The organism is Aporhodopirellula sallentina SM41, assembly GCF_000346505.1.
Taxonomy (GTDB): Bacteria; Planctomycetota; Planctomycetia; order Pirellulales; family Pirellulaceae; genus Rhodopirellula; species Rhodopirellula sallentina.
Map to the genome: position 1 here is coordinate 1 of NZ_ANOH01000217.1, position 14,866 is coordinate 14,866.

The following is a 14,866-nucleotide window of genomic DNA, read 5'->3' on the forward strand; positions in this document are numbered from 1 at the left end:
AAAGCCTTCAGCGGTGATCACGGTCTCGCCGTCGTCGAACGTTCGCCGTTCGGTGTCATCGCCGCCATCACGCCGGTCACCCACAGCCTGCCGACGATCACCGGCAACGCCGTCAGCATGATCGCCGGAGGCAACTCGGTCGTCGTCAACCCACACCCATCGGGCAAGAAAGTCGCCGCCGAAGGCGTCCGCCGGTTCAACGAAGCCATCGCCGCCGAAGTCGGAATCGACAACCTGATCTGTGTGATCGCCGAACCGACGCTGGAAACCGCCGACACATTGTTCTCGCACCGAGACATTTCGCTGATCTGCGTCACCGGTGGACCGGCCGTCGGCCGTGCCGCTCTCCGCAGCGGCAAACGTGCGATCGTCGCCGGACCGGGCAACCCGCCTGTCGTCGTTGACGAAACCGCGGATCTCGACAACGCCGCACGATGCATCATCCAAGGTGCCGCGTACGATAACAACCTGCTGTGCATCGCCGAAAAAGAAGTCTTCGTCGTCGACAGCGTGTTTGATGACATGATGGCAGCGATGCGTCGCGCCGGAGCCGTGCAGCTCGATGCCGCACAAGTCGCCAAGCTAACTTCGCAAGCGATCGCGAAAGTCGGTGACGATCAACACGACGCCGCCGCGAAAGATTTCATCGGCAAAGACGCCGCCGTCCTCGCCCGTGCCGCTGGTGTGAACGCACCGGAGAGCTGCGAGTTGGTCTTTGGCGAAACCGACGAACATCACCCATTCGTCACCGTCGAACAGATGATGCCGTTCCTTCCTTTTGTCCGTGCACGTGACGTCGAACACGCGATCGCGATGGCCAAGGAATACGAACACGGCTTCCGCCACACCGCCATCATTCACTCGCGAAACGTTCGCAACATGACCGTCATGGGTCGTGAACTCGACACGACGCTGTACGTCAAGAACGGGCCTAGCATGGCTGCCCTTGGCCTCGGCGGGGAAGGTTACCTTTCGTTCTCGATCGCCGGCCCAACCGGTGAAGGCGTTACCAGCCCGGAAACGTTCACTCGAGAGCGACGGTGCAGCATGGTCGACGAACTCCGAGTGGTTTAGAGACTCCGATGCAAACAGCCCGAGTAATTGGACACGCCCGTGCCACGGTCAAACACGAATCGCTCGTCGGTCGCCGTTTGGTGATCGCGCAGCCACTCCTGTTGTCCGGCGATGCCGACGGGCCTCCGCTACTCGTGCTGGATCATCTCGGTTGCCGAACCGGTGACATGGTCGTGTTGACCAGTGACGGTTCGGCCGTGACCGACATTGCCGGATCCGACGTCTGCCCGGCACGCTGGAGCGTGTGTGGCCTCGTCGACTGAAACGAAACCCAAAGTACTCAATAACAGAAAACAATCAGTGTCCCGATTCGTTCCCACTCCCGAAAACACATCCAACGCGGATACCGCGATCGACATCGAGTCGATCGTCCGTCGCGTGATGCAGGAGTTGAACGCGATCGCGAAACCGGCTGTTTCCTCGGCTGCGGTTCCTCCGCAATCGAAACCATCGAATTCGGGCCCTGCCGGATCACAGGTCCTCGATTGCCGGCTGGTTACGCTCAGTGAAATCAACGCGATTTCCTCCTCGGTCAAACAAATCACATTGCCCGCCGGAGCCGTCGTCACCCCTGCCGCACGCGACGAACTAAGGCACCGCGGGATTTCACTCACCACGTGTGAGTCCAACGAATCCGCCCAATCATCAGTCCGATCGACATCCAACGCCCCCGGCACTCGCGCCGTCCGGTTGCAATCCGACGGAGACGTCAACGATGTGTTGATCGCGTCGCTGAAGAAACAACTGTCGATCCGCGGCGTTCGGTTATGCAACGAAGCCGGCGTCAGCGTCACCCTTTCGAGCCGACCGGCCACTACCGCGCATCACGCGTGCGGCACCGATCGATGTGTCGTTTCGATCAACCGCCTCGACGATGTCAGCCGGTTCCTTCGCGAACTCAGCCCCAACGTGTTCGTGCTCGACGTTCTGCATCTGCATTTGATCGCGTTGGCCGATGCGATCACCACGATCGCCAAACCCGCTGCGTCCACTCAGCCTCGCCCCAAAGTCACCGTTTCGGGAGGGCTGTCGTGAAAATCGCACGCGTCGTCGGCACCGCCACGTTGTCTCGATTGCATCCGTCGCTGCACGCGGCGCGGATGCGATGCGTCGAGGTCGTCGAGCGGATTGAAGATCTGAACAAAAAGGTGCCAGCCAACGATCTGATCGTCGCCTGGGACCTGTGCGGAGCCGGTGAAGGTGACGTCGTTGCACTCGCCGAAGGCCCCGAAGCCGCCGCACCGTTCAAACCGGACGTCAAACCAATTGACGCTTCGATCGTCGCGATTCTCGACCATGTCGAAGTCGACGCCGCCTCCTGATTCACAACCTACCTTTCCTCATTCACTCACTCCCAATCGTCGCAATCCTTTAACTCCCCAAAGTAATGCCATGGAAAACCTGCATAAGATCAAACAAGACATCTGCGACATCGGACAACGGATTTACAACCGACAGTTTGCAGCCGCCAACGACGGAAACATCACGGTTCGCGTCAGCGAAAACGAAGTCCTCTGCACGCCAACGCTGCACTGCAAAGGCTTCCTCAAGCCCGACGATATCTCCCTGGTCGACATGACCGGGAAACAGCTTTCCGGACGCAAGAAACGATCGAGCGAAGCGTTGCTGCACTTGGAAATCTACAAACAACGCGACGACATCCGCAGCGTTGTGCACTGCCACCCGCCACACGCCACCGCGTTCGCGATCGCTCGCGAGCCGATCCCGCAGTGCATCCTGCCAGAGGTCGAAGTGTTCCTCGGCGATGTGCCGATCACCAAGTACGAAACACCTGGCGGACAAGCCTTCGCCGATACGATCATCCCTTACGTTAACAAGACTAACGTGATGATCCTCGCCAACCACGGAACGGTTTCCTACGGCGAATCCGTCGAGCAGGCGTATTGGTGGACCGAGATCCTCGATTCGTACTGCCGCATGCTGATGCTCGCCAAACAACTCGGCAACGTTTCGTTCCTCAACGAAGAAAAGTCGCGTGAGCTGCTCGACCTGAAGCAGCAATGGGGCTACGCCGACCCACGGAACACTCCGGACTTCAAGGATTGTGATATCTGTGCCAACGACATCTTCCGCGAGTCTTGGGCAGACACCGGTGTCGAACGACGTGCCTTCCCGGCTCCTCCGCCGATCAAAACCTCGTCGCCGGCTGCCGCCACGTCTGCCCCTCAAGGCGTCGACGAAGCCGCTTTGGTCAAAGCGATCACCGACGAAGTGATCCGGCGAATGGGTAGCTAGCGTGAAACGGCGTTGGGACGGCAAAGTTGGAAACACCGTATCGATCTTTAACAGGATTCACGACGCGTCCAACTCACGCCCCGACAGTTACCGAACACCCACAGCAGAACGGTTGAGAATAACTGTTCGACAAACAGGACGGCCTCGCACCGTCCGGTTCACGTTTCGCGGCCGTCATGTCGCGCACCGAGCTTCACGGCTCAATCCATCATTCCCTTTCATCAACACTGCAATTTCATCATGAAAGTTTCCATCATTGGCGGCGGCGGTTTGGTCGGTTCTTGCGCGGCATACGCACTCCAGTGCGGCGGCCTTGCCAACGAGATCGCACTCCTAGACGTCAACGAAGAACTCGCCGTCGGACACGCACTCGACCTGCAACACGGTTCACCCAGCGTTGCCAACCAGAAGTTCGCCGGTGGAGGATACGAACACATCCCGACGAGCGATGTGATCTGCATCACCGCCGGACTGCGTCGCAAACCCGATGAGTCACGGTTGGACCTGATCAACCGCAACACCGATTTGTTCATGCAGATCCTGCGTGACGTCAAAGCCGCCGGTCCCAAGCCTTCCGCGATTGTCCTCGTGGTCAGCAACCCGGTCGACATTCTGACGTACGTTGCCGCCCAAACGCTCGATCTGCCGGTCGGACAAGTCATCGGGCTCGGCACGCAACTGGACACGATTCGTTTCTGTTCATTGATCGCCGCACAACTCAACGCCCCGCCGGCTCAAACCAAAGCGTTGATCTTGGGAGAACACGGTGAGTCGATGGTACCGATCTGGAGCAGCGCGACGATCGCCGGTTTGCCACTGGAGAAATACCCTGACTGGACCCCATCGCTCTCCGGCGAATTGTTCAAACGCACCCGCGGCAGCGGCGCCGAAGTCATCAGCCGAAAAGGCGGAGCGGGCTTCGCCGTCGGAATCGCGATCCGCGACTGCATCGACGCAATCATCCTGGACAACGACGTCGTGCTGCCGATCAGCAGCGTGCAAAACGGATGCTACGGAGTCCGCGACGTGGCACTCAGTGTCCCCACTGTGCTAGGAAGAACTGGAGTTCAAGCAACCATGGAAATCGACCTTTGGCCGAAAGAAGTCCAAGGGATTCGTGCCAGTGGAACGGCGTTGCGAAAGACTCTCGATACAGTCCTGCAACGTATCGGCTAAGAACTTATCCGAAGACGTCGACCAAGCAATTAGCCGACGGACGTTCGCCCCGGTTGTCCCATGAGAACCGCAGCCAACGCCGCTCGGCTATTTTTATGGATAGGTTTCAAGAGAAGCGATCGACGCAAACGGTTCGACCGGATCGTGAACCAGAGAGTCGCCAAAGGCAATGCGGTTCCTGTCGACCGCCGCCGCATTCACCGCGATTCCCAAACGATCCCGGGAGCGAAAGGAGGCTTCGCCGAGGCGGTGTTATTTTGTATCGTTTCTTTGCTGGATGTTTCCGATCGGGTAACTATTGTGGGAACCTCACCAGCGCTGCGACGGCACATCACCGCCCACAAACGTTCCTTTAGCGGTCGCCATGACTACGGGGACAGACGATATGTGTGGGAAATAATTTTCTCCACGAATCTGTGTGCGGAAGCGGAACACATTTTCCGCCTCCCTATGAGGAACCACGTGACAAATTGTCCGGGTTATAGATTCTGGGCTTTTTAGGTTGTTGTGGTCTTTTCTGAAGTTCTGACTTAGATAGACTGTCCGCACGCGATTGAGATGGAGCCAATTTGCGCCCCGACGGGGTGCGTGGGGTAATGGGATTAGCATGTAACGGCTGCGTGTTTCAGCGTTCTACGCACCCCTTCAGGTCGCAAATAGGCGTCCATTTCTCGCGGCGGTCACCGTCGTTTGCTCGCTGTTGCGGCGGGCGTTTGAGTCTTTCTCTCTCTGCAAACGCGTCGGTCTATCGACCATCAACGAGAGACACCAGGTTGTCGGGCACGATGTTTAGGCGGCCCTCTACACTGGCCAGATGTGCATGTAGATTGGTGGCCCCAAGACCAGCACGCCAACGACGATCGCGGTGATCGAAGCCATCAAGACTGCCGCCGCGGCGACATCGAGCGCCCGACCGATCCGCGGATCATGTTGAGGGTGCAACACCGACACGAGCAGTTCCATCGCCGTGTTGAGCAGCTCCGCAGTCAGCACTCCTCCGATCGCAAAAGACAACGCGACCCAGTGCCAGATCTCCAGTCGCAACCATGCGGCGACGGCTAGCACCACCAACGTAACCGCGAAATGGACATAGAAACTGTTCTGATCGCGGAACGCCCAAAACAGCCCGGCGAACGCGACTCGGAACTTGTTCATCCACGCGGCAACCATCCGACTACTCGATTCCTTCGACGCCAGGCGGCGGAATCATTTGACCGCCGAGTCGACCGAGTCGTGACGACGGCAGGAAGCGAGGCTCGACCATGAATCCGAAGCTCGTGTTGTCGCGACCGGCATCGACGTTGGCCCCGATTTGCACCAAGAAGGATTCCCCGATTCGCGTGAGCCCAAACGACTGGCCGACGTTCCCGGTTTCGCCGAAATCGTAAGTATTGCCAGCGGAGATGATCCACTTTTCGTTCAAACGGTGGTCGAGTTTGGTCCGCAACACCGTGCTGCTGATCGGGCCTTCGAGCGAGAGCAGCCCGATGTAAAAATCACCGACGCCCGGACGGCTCGTGCGGATGCCTCCGCTGATCGAACGCAGTCCTTCGTCGAACCAATCGAGATAGCCATCGCTCAACAAAGTCACACGATCGCCCAGATTGTACTGTGCGTCATAGATCGTCGGCCCGAGCGTCTCGCCAAAGTTGTCTCGGTCGGCTTCCGGGAACAGAATCGTTTGGATGTCCAAACGGAACAGGTCGACAATGCGTTCACGCCCCGGCAACCCGCGTTTTGTTTGGAACCGATGCTTCATGCCCAAACGTAGTTGCTGTAAATCGTCCGCAACGGTGTCACTCGGGCTGACGACGCTGCGTTGAATCCCTTGCCGCAACGCGTAGTTGCGTGGGTCGTACTGATCAGCGAGTGTTCCGCCAAATGTGTTGTCGATGAAGAACCGCCGGAACTCTTCCTGGGCGTTGTCATCGAGCGGATCGTACAGCGGCAGGTCTTGATAGTCGGTGTCGCTGTCGGCATAAAAATACTCCGCCGACAAATCGATTTTGTGTGCCAACCCACGGACGTTCAACAAACTGCTGTGGATGGTTGGATCAACACGCGAGAATGGCAGGTTGGCGCGGATCCCACCGCCACCCCACAACCGGGTCACCGAATCACCGTCGACTCCTTCGCCGTAGTAAGCCGCTTCGCCGATTGCGAACGGAACGATCTTTGACGGCCCGGCTTGAATCGGCAACGCAATCTCTTGCCGCGATCGCGTGATCACGCCTTCTCGATCAAACTCACCGGGTAACACCGACGTGTTCGCCGCCACCACCGGATCGAGAGGCGCGTCGGCGACTTGCAATTTCTCATAGCCGACTTGATTGTGCATCGACCACGTCAAACGGTCACCCAACACCGAACCGCCGAGGGCATAGTGGTTCAGCGACGGCAGTCGCTCGGTCTCTTGATAGAAATCATTGATCTGCACGTTCAGGTTCGCGTCGAACAACTGCGACCCGACGTATCGACGCAGCCGCAGTCCGGTCGTGCGGTCGGCGTCTTGATCCCACTCCTGTTCGAAATACTGTTCGAGGAAATTGCGATCGCTGAGGTATCCGATTTCGGCTGAGAGCTCCCATCCGTTTGGAAGGTAATGTCGGTGTTTCAGCGTCGTTCGCCCACGCAGATCTTCCTCCGGCGTCAAATCTCGTCGTCCGTTGCCGAGCGTATCGAGACCGTCGTCTTTGATCGTGTAGCTGTCGTAGGTACCCGTCACTGGACCGGAGAAACCGAACATGCTCGAACGCGTATACGTGGTTCTGCCCCCGATCGCCGGACCGCGATCGCTGAGGTAGTCCGTCAGCAAGATCGACTCGACACCATCAGGTGCGTTCATCCCCAACAGTTGAAATAGATCCCATTCGAGCAACACCTGAGCGCCGAAGATATCATCGTTCTTGATGTCGGCTCCGGTGAGATAGAACGTCGGTTTGCGAAGCGGCGTAGAAAACCTCGGCCAGTAAAGCACGGGAATGCCGCCGAGATAAACGAAGTTCCCGCCGCTCGAAACGTATGGCTCCGTGTCCGGAACGACTTGCCCGGTAACCGGATCGACACGAGCGATCGACCGCTGCGTCAACGACAGTTCGTTGCTCTGCAACCAATACCGCGGCACGCCCATCCGGCTGCTCGTCACGGCGGCGTTGTTGGCGACGTAGTTCCCGCGAGCCACCTGACGCATAACTTCTGCTTTGACGCGAACGGTGCCTTGATACTGTGGAATCGTCGCGATCGCCTCGGCATCGAGCACCACGCCGACTTCGCGTGCCGCGTTGTAGTACATCGCCTCTGCGTAAATGATTTGCTCGCCCTGACGAACAACGATATCCCCTTCGAGATACAGTTCGCCTTCGGAATCCGCCGCACTCGCTTCGCCGGTAATGATGTCGCCGAGTGGAGGTGTCCACGCAACGATGCGATTGGCCGACAGTGAAACCGTCCCCAGCGGTACGCGGAGTCCCGTAGGAGTCTGTGCGGTGAGATCGCGAACCAATACGGTGATGCCGCCGCGTGCGACCACGATCGTTTGGTTCTCGGAGACACGTGTAATCGATTCAAACTCAGCCGGTCGCGAGGCGCCGCGAGCGAGGATCTCGACAGTCTTCGTTCCGCCGCCGATCGAATAGGACCACCCACCGGTGGTGCCCCCATCTTCCGTCAGGATCGGAGGATCAGGTAGAGGCATGACGGGGCTGGCAGAGGGACCGGGGTAGGCAGAGGGATCGGGGTAGGCAGGCGCAATCGGGTAGGCAGGTGTGGGATAACCGGGCACCGACTCCTGCGGCGCGGCGTAACTCCGGATTGGTCCTTGCAGTGGCGGAGCGACTTCGCCCACGTCTGCGGGATTGTTCTGTCCGCTCAGTGCGTTCGGGTCGGTCACGATTCCCGACTCGTCCCAAACCAAACCGGTCGGCGGCATCGATTGAGAATTTGCAGCAGGATCCGGCGCTGGCGTGGGAACCGGTGCTGAGAGAGGCGCGGGCAACTCACCGACGTACTGTACCGGTGCGATCACGTCATGGGTCGCGGTCGGGAGATCCAACGACGCGATCGGGGTCGCCGATGCGCCCAACGAATCGGACGAGCGAATCGGTGCGGCGGCATTTTCGGCAGCCGGCAACCCACACTTCACCCACCACGACGCGGGTACTTCGGTGGCACCACGGTATTGCTGGGCACGGATTTCAGGCGGAGCAGTCAATCGCAGGTGAGCCACAATCGGTTCGCGGGTTCGTTGCCCCGATCCGATTTCCACTCGGTCCATCAACAAGTGCACATCGATCGAACTGCCGACTCCGTCAACGACGAAGAAGATCGATTCGGCGTGAAAACGTTTGCCTTGATGTTCCAACACGCAGTCGCCGGTGAGCATGGTGCAGTCGAGCGCGGCGGTCACACCGGGTGCGTTCTCCGACGCTTGCCGCGGCCGTTCACGCTGCCATCGATACACCGTGCTGCCTCGAACGCTGAGCACTTCATCGACGGGTGTCGCCGCAATTCGGGTTGGACGCGGCTGGTCTTGTGCGGACGAAGTCCCGTGTGAAACCGCGATCCCTAGCAATGCGAAAAAAGCCCCGAGGAGGAGTCGGTTTGACGGAGAAAAGCGAGACCTCGGCGCAGCAAAATATCGCTCCCTGATCCCTTTGTTTCTTGGATCGGAGCGGAGAGTCGAGTCGTTTCGGGTTTCAACAGCGGCCAAAAAGGCGACTTCAGCGAGGATTGGAACTGGAAAACACGGTAAATACGGCAACCGCCCGAGCGACCGCCTACCGTCTCGAGCGACATTACGAAAGCCAACGTTCCATCCACAAGCCAAATTCCACCCCAGCCAATCGCCCCACACCCACAAAGCGTTCGTTTCAACGATCCCAAGCGTGCCTGGGAGACGGCAAAGCCCCAAAATCAAACCGCGTGAAACACGCAAAAGAGCGGCGAGTTGGCCATGCTTCGCATGACGATAGGTGGATCCCCCGGTCGCCTAAATGCTGTACTCCAACGGTCGTGGTCTCGGTCTTGGAAAGACCGAGCTACGTGAGTGAGCCGAATGGCCGTAAGGCCTCGGGTCGAATCGCCAAACAAGTCACCAACCCAACACGCCCAAACCCGAGTGCTCACGCACTTCGGCTCACTTGGCAAACCGCGTTTATGGCAAACGATGAGTCATCCTTAGCCCGTGTGCCAACGGAAACGCGATCGCTTCCGTCCGGGCTTGCCCCGGCGGAGCACACAAGTGACCGCTACCCAAACAGGTAGCCTCCAATTGCACCTCCGCCGGGGCAAGCCCGACGGAAGGCAAGGGGGCCCTGGGTCTTGGAAAGACCGAGCTACGTGGACGCACTTCGGCTCACGACGTTAGCTGCCGCCAAGCCAGACCCAAAAACGGCGGGCCATGGAGCGTTTGTCTTGCAGGGCGAGATGACCGACTTCGCCGCATCGCACGGCGTCCGCTTTGCTCGGCGGCAACTCGATCACCGCTTCGAAACGAGGAGACAACCATTCCACGCCAGAACCGCCGTTTCGCTCATCCTCCGCCGGCACGACCGGGATCGGGCCGCCGGCACTCGCGGCCAGGGCCGGGTGCGGGACGTGGACGCTGCCGCGCGGACGGATCGCGGTTGGGACGATGTCGATCCATTGGCCACCGCGAAAACACACCCGAAGTGGTTGCTGTTTGACGACCGCTTCCTGGTACGCGTTCATTTCATCCTCGCCAATCGATAACAACAGTTCCTTGTGCGATTGCTGCCCGATGCGGGCCAACTCGTCACCGACCGAAACGAACTCGCCTTGCAGATGATGCAGTTGCGGGGTCAAGATCTCGCCATCCCGATCTGCTTTGACCTGCAGCGCGTCGACCTGTTCTTGCAGCTCGCTCAGCTTCCTCCGCAAACTATCGCTTCGCTGCACCGATGCTTCGGCGAGTCCGAGAGCCTGCTGCTGTTCTTTGCGTTGCCACTCGATCAGCTCAGACTCCAACTGCAACGCGATCTCATCACGTTGCACCTCGAGTTCATGATTCTCAATCTGCAGGATCACCTCACCCTCGTGCACCGTGTCGCCGCTCTTCCAATAGACATGTTGCACGAAACCGCTCACCGGTGCCCGGAGAATCTGTTCGCCGGAGAACCTCGCCACGACGGGCACCTCCACGACAAACGGTGACGGCAGTGTCAGGAAGAACTGCCCGATCGTGAGGAACGTCAGCAGCGTCCAACCGATCCGCCGACGATGCGACCCTCGCGAGAAATTCTCGCCGGTTCCCTGGTACGTCCAAACGCGATAGCACCAACGCGTCGCGGGAACGATCGCCCACAACAACATCGCACTCGCGGCCACCGCCAATCCCAACGGCCCCGCCCACATCGACACGACGATGACCAACCCGCCCATCCAGATGAATTGGAACACGACCGAGGCGGCCGCGTGCAGACCAGCAAACGTACGACGCCATCCCGACAAATGGCTCGCCGGTGCCGCGATGCCGAACAGTTTGCTCTCGAGATACCCGCCGAGCAATCGCCGGCCCTGTTCACGTAGGTTGGGAATGTCAACGAGATCCGACAACACATAGTACCCGTCGAGCCGCAGTAGTGGGTTGGCGTTGACTAACAACGTCGCCGGCCCGGCAAGGAAGAACACCTGTGCCGCCACGTGCGCGACCACGCCTCCGGGAAACGACCACCACACCCAAAACGCAATGCTGCCGCAGATCAGTTCGAAGTACACGCCGCCCAACGCGATCGCGACCCGAGCGTGGCGAGAACGCAGCTTCCACGCATCGGTCACGTCAACATAGGCTAGCGGTGCGAACATGAAAAACATCACACCGGCGCGACCGACTCGAACACCGTGGTAGCACGCCGTGCATGCGTGCCCGAATTCGTGAACTACCTTCAAAACCACCCACGCGACGATCATGACCAACCATTGGTTGGAATCAAAGACCTTCAACAGTTCATCGCTCAGGCGGGCCCGATTGCCGGCGGCGTAGACGAGTGAAAGCACGATGTAGGAAACCGCCACCACGCGGACATACCCACCCAACAACGGTTGCACGATCGGAGTCAATCGAGACGCCCACGGTTCGGCGTGCAGCAAAGGCAACCGGACACTGATCAAATACCCGCACCATGTCAACAGTCCGCTCAGTAGAGCGCCCGACGAGGCATAGTTGCCTTTTCCTCTACCCGGCTGCGTTGGCGATGGTTTTTCTTGGGATGCAGCCGCCGGAGTTTTCTCGAGTTGCGAATCCCGCTCGAAAATCGACTCCACCGCATCCGGGCTGGTTTTGGCCGCGGGTGATAGGATGATCGCGATCTTTTGCGAGACCAACACACCGATAAACTCAGCGATGTCTTCGGGCGTCCAATCCAATCCGTCATTGGCGATTTCACGCACGACTTGCGAAACCGTTCGAGTTCCGTCGAGCAACATCGCGACGTGATATTCGGCCGCCCCAAACTGAAAATGCGTGCCTGTCCCCGAGTGCACGCACCGAGCCATCGAAACTCCTGCGATTTCGATCGGAGTGAACTCAACGTCCGGATCGAGTTTGATCATCGTCGGTAGATCAGACGAAGCCTGCGGCGGCATCGAAGCCGAACCAGATGCCGGCATGACATCGGACGTCGGCTGTGCAAGCGAAGACGGCTGTGCAAGCGAAGTCGGCTGTGTATTCGAAGCCGGCTCTGTATTGGACGTCGGCGGTGTATCGGAAGTCGACTCCGTCACCGCCCGCAACAGCTCCGCGGCCACGTCTGGCGCGGCACCGGATGGCTCCGCCTGCGACGACGCGAGCGACCATCCTGCCCTCGAAAAGAACGTACCGCTCTCTTCACCGGATTGACCGGAGTTTTGCGTCGTCGGATCGTTAAGGGAGTCGTCGCGCATTACCATCCGACCACCCACCCGATCTTGCGCAGCGGCACACGCACCCACCGCCAAACCCATGGTCGGGTCGGTCCGAGCACGACCGCTTCGCCACGCATGCCGACTCGCAGGTCGGTCGTGGCGACTTGGTGCGGTTCCCGATCCTGTGACACCAACGTCACCGGATCGGTCGAGACAAAGGTTTCGCTGTTCGTGCTGAGCAACGGCTCGGAAGACGGCATGGATGTCTTCGCGATGAACACGTTCTCATCGTCCCGGATGGTTGCCGACGGCCAAATTGATTTGACCTTCGAATAGAAATCGGATCGACCGACGGCGGGGAAGTAAAACTCCACCGGTGAGTTTTCGCTGACAAACCCGATCTCCACTTCGGGGATCTCGAGTTCCACTTCCAAACTGCCGTCCGGTGCGATCTCGAGCAACGTTTGCCCGGTCTCCAACGGCGTCCCGAGCGAATGATGCAAGTCGCCTTGAATCACGATTCCATCAATCGGGCTGGTAACAACGAGGTGTTCGAGTCGGCGGGTGATCAGATCGCGGCGGCGGGACAAGGACTTCCGCTTCAACCCCGCCAACTGGGACTTGGCGATCTCTCCGCTCGCTAGCGCGATGTCTTCGTCCTTGGTTGCCTCGGCAATTTCGGCGGTGATTGCTTCGAGTTCGATCCGCAGTGGTCGGCCGTCGAGTTCGAGCAGCGGGTCACCGACACGCACGTGGTCTCCCGGTTCGACATGGGCGGTCAACAAAGTCGCATCGATCGGCGCAGCGACACGTCGCGAATTCATTGCCGTCACCGTCGCCGAGGCGGGGATCCGGTAAGCGACGGGAATACAAGCAACCATCAACACGAACAGCGCAGCGATGCCGAACGTTCCACGCCGCGACCACCAACGAGACAACATTGCCGCCATGCGGCCCATCTGTCCGTTGACCGGTCGTGAAAAGAAGACCGTTGCCGTCGTCGTCAGAACCTTTTCGGAAACCATGTCCGCAAAGTTTTTCAGATCCGAATTGCTGTCTTGCGGCGGACGAATCCAAACGAGGCCGTGCGGCGGATAGATTTTCTTCGACGACGACGCGTGCTCGGCATCGTCACTCGATTGCTCGATGTGCGGTGTGAGATCCAAAACGAGGTTGGCCGATTCCCAACGCACGGGAGCGTCGGGCTTTTCCCCGTTCGGTGTTTTCTGAAAACGATTTCGAATCGATTGATAGACCGAGTTGTCCGCACCGAGCCATCCGAGTCGGGAGTCATGCAACCGCTGCAGTTCGCCTTTGCCCTCATCGTCTCGCGTTCCCCATCCCAAACGGACGGTGTGGTCGGGCAAGACGTCGCCGATGCGTGCCACCAACCGTTCGGCAGCAACCTCGCGGTTCGGTGCCGCAGCGATCTCAGTCAACAGCGGATGCCACACGATCTCGAATTGCTTTGACGAAAGAATCGCAGCGTCACGAATTCGTCTCATCTCCGGTGCAAAGGATGGCATCTTCTCGGCAGCAGTCGACTCGCCTTGCTTTCGCGGTGGTTCACCGGCGACCTGTGACGACGTACCGGTTCCCGTAACGCTGTGAACCATCGACGGAGCCACGGGATGAGCCGTTGCTCTCGGATCGCCGTGGTTGACAGGTAGTGAGGGATTCATGATACGCGGTCAGTGTTAGGTCAAAACGGAAAAATGTTTCATCGGGTGCCGGTGGTCGGGCCACGCGGGGCGGTCTTCTAGGGTTGTCGATCCGTTAACGTTGCATCCTTCGCTGGATCGCGGCTTGGCCGGGAACGACGTTGGGAAGATCTTGGCCGGGCGTGATTCGCATCGACAGCCGATCGCCGGGTCGCAATTGTTCGTCGGGGTTGGGAATGCTGACGCGGATCCGAACCGTTCCGCTTTCGCCGTCAATCGCCGGGGCGATCGATTCGATTTCCGCGTCGACGGTTTGTCGAGCGGCACGGAAGAACACCTGCACCGCCATACCGGGTCGCATCGCGAACGACGCCTCGGCGGGCACGTTGAACACGCCGATCAGCACATCGGTGCGAATCAGCCGTAGAATCGTCGCGTTCCCGGGGGTCAACGCGTCGCCCGCGTCGAGCCGTTTGGCCGCGACAATGCCGTCGAACGGGGCGTGGATCTGCCGTTGCTCGACCTGGAGTTCCAACCGACGCAGTTCGGTTTTGCGGAGGCGGTTTTGTTCCATCGCGATTTGCAAACGGGCGTCCGCCATATCGAGTTCCATCTTCGCCCGACGCAACTCCTCGCCGCCCGCCATCTGGTCCTGATGCAGCGTCTGCAACTGCTCGACGCGGTAGAGCTGAAGTGCACGAGCGGCTTCGGCGGATCGCAATTCCCCGGTCATCGACGCCTGCATTTTGGCAACGTCCGCCGCCGCACGCTGGATGCCGTCATCGAGCTGCGCGAGCAGTTGTCCCTTGCGGACTTTCTCACCGAGTTGAACCGGAACG

Annotated in this window: 11 protein-coding genes; 6 read left to right on the top strand and 5 right to left on the bottom strand. The window is 59.4% G+C overall.

Annotated elements, in window-relative coordinates:
• From RSSM_RS14265 to RSSM_RS14290, 6 genes are all read left to right on the top strand, one after another.
• The coding region (locus tag RSSM_RS14265; protein WP_044302565.1) for an aldehyde dehydrogenase at nt 1–1,074 on the top strand (1,074 nt) is incomplete at its 5' end.
• An 8-nt stretch (nt 1,075–1,082) separates the two neighbouring features.
• Nucleotides 1,083–1,337, top strand: a complete 255-nt coding sequence (locus RSSM_RS14270; protein WP_008679927.1) for a EutN/CcmL family microcompartment protein — start codon at nt 1,083–1,085, stop codon at nt 1,335–1,337.
• Nucleotides 1,338–1,374: 37 nt separating this feature from the next.
• Nucleotides 1,375–2,109, top strand: coding sequence for a hypothetical protein (locus RSSM_RS14275; protein WP_008679929.1), 735 nt, complete (start codon nt 1,375–1,377; stop codon nt 2,107–2,109).
• On the top strand, nt 2,106–2,396 hold the full coding sequence (locus RSSM_RS14280; RefSeq protein ID WP_008679931.1) for a EutN/CcmL family microcompartment protein: 291 nt from the start codon (nt 2,106–2,108) through the stop codon (nt 2,394–2,396). Before RSSM_RS14275 ends, RSSM_RS14280 begins: the two co-directional genes overlap by 4 nt.
• 70 nt (nt 2,397–2,466) lie before the next feature.
• Nucleotides 2,467–3,330 carry a class II aldolase/adducin family protein gene (locus tag RSSM_RS14285; RefSeq protein ID WP_008679932.1) on the top strand — a complete coding sequence of 288 codons (864 nt, stop codon included), beginning with the start codon at nt 2,467–2,469 and terminating at the stop codon, nt 3,328–3,330.
• Between the two features lie 240 nt (nt 3,331–3,570).
• On the top strand, nt 3,571–4,506 hold the full coding sequence (locus RSSM_RS14290; RefSeq protein ID WP_008679934.1) for a lactate/malate dehydrogenase family protein: 936 nt from the start codon (nt 3,571–3,573) through the stop codon (nt 4,504–4,506).
• Nucleotides 4,507–5,307: 801 nt separating this feature from the next.
• On the opposite strand, the gene RSSM_RS14295 is transcribed toward RSSM_RS14290, so the two are convergent.
• The 5 genes from RSSM_RS14295 to RSSM_RS14315 form a co-directional block, all read right to left on the bottom strand.
• Nucleotides 5,308–5,661: a diacylglycerol kinase gene (locus RSSM_RS14295; protein ID WP_236621154.1), complete on the bottom strand. Its 354-nt coding sequence runs from the start codon at nt 5,659–5,661 to the stop codon at nt 5,308–5,310.
• A gap of 19 nt (nt 5,662–5,680) precedes the next feature.
• Nucleotides 5,681–9,439, bottom strand: a complete 3,759-nt coding sequence (locus RSSM_RS14300; RefSeq protein ID WP_008679937.1) for an LPS assembly protein LptD — start codon at nt 9,437–9,439, stop codon at nt 5,681–5,683.
• A gap of 428 nt (nt 9,440–9,867) precedes the next feature.
• Entirely contained in the window at nt 9,868–12,405 is a 2,538-nt protein-coding gene (locus RSSM_RS14305; RefSeq protein ID WP_008679939.1) for a site-2 protease family protein, read from the bottom strand.
• Nucleotides 12,405–14,048, bottom strand: a complete 1,644-nt coding sequence (locus tag RSSM_RS14310) for an efflux RND transporter periplasmic adaptor subunit (RefSeq protein WP_236621156.1) — start codon at nt 14,046–14,048, stop codon at nt 12,405–12,407. The genes RSSM_RS14305 and RSSM_RS14310 overlap by 1 nt, the downstream gene beginning before the upstream one ends.
• Nucleotides 14,049–14,142: 94 nt before the next feature.
• A partial coding sequence (locus RSSM_RS14315) for an efflux RND transporter periplasmic adaptor subunit (RefSeq protein WP_052336054.1) occupies nt 14,143–14,866 on the bottom strand: 724 nt, incomplete at its 5' end.

Excerpts from the sequence above, each read along its gene's own strand:
- RSSM_RS14270 (WP_008679927.1), top strand. The coding sequence starts at position 1,083 with ATGCAAACAGCCCGAGTAATTGGACACGCCCGTGCCACGGTCAAACAC.
- RSSM_RS14285 (WP_008679932.1), top strand. The coding sequence starts at position 2,467 with ATGGAAAACCTGCATAAGATCAAACAAGACATCTGCGACATCGGACAA.
- RSSM_RS14290 (WP_008679934.1), top strand. The coding sequence starts at position 3,571 with ATGAAAGTTTCCATCATTGGCGGCGGCGGTTTGGTCGGTTCTTGCGCG.
- RSSM_RS14295 (WP_236621154.1), bottom strand. The coding sequence starts at position 5,661 with ATGAACAAGTTCCGAGTCGCGTTCGCCGGGCTGTTTTGGGCGTTCCGC.
- RSSM_RS14305 (WP_008679939.1), bottom strand. The coding sequence starts at position 12,405 with ATGCGCGACGACTCCCTTAACGATCCGACGACGCAAAACTCCGGTCAA.
- RSSM_RS14310 (WP_236621156.1), bottom strand. The coding sequence starts at position 14,048 with ATGAATCCCTCACTACCTGTCAACCACGGCGATCCGAGAGCAACGGCT.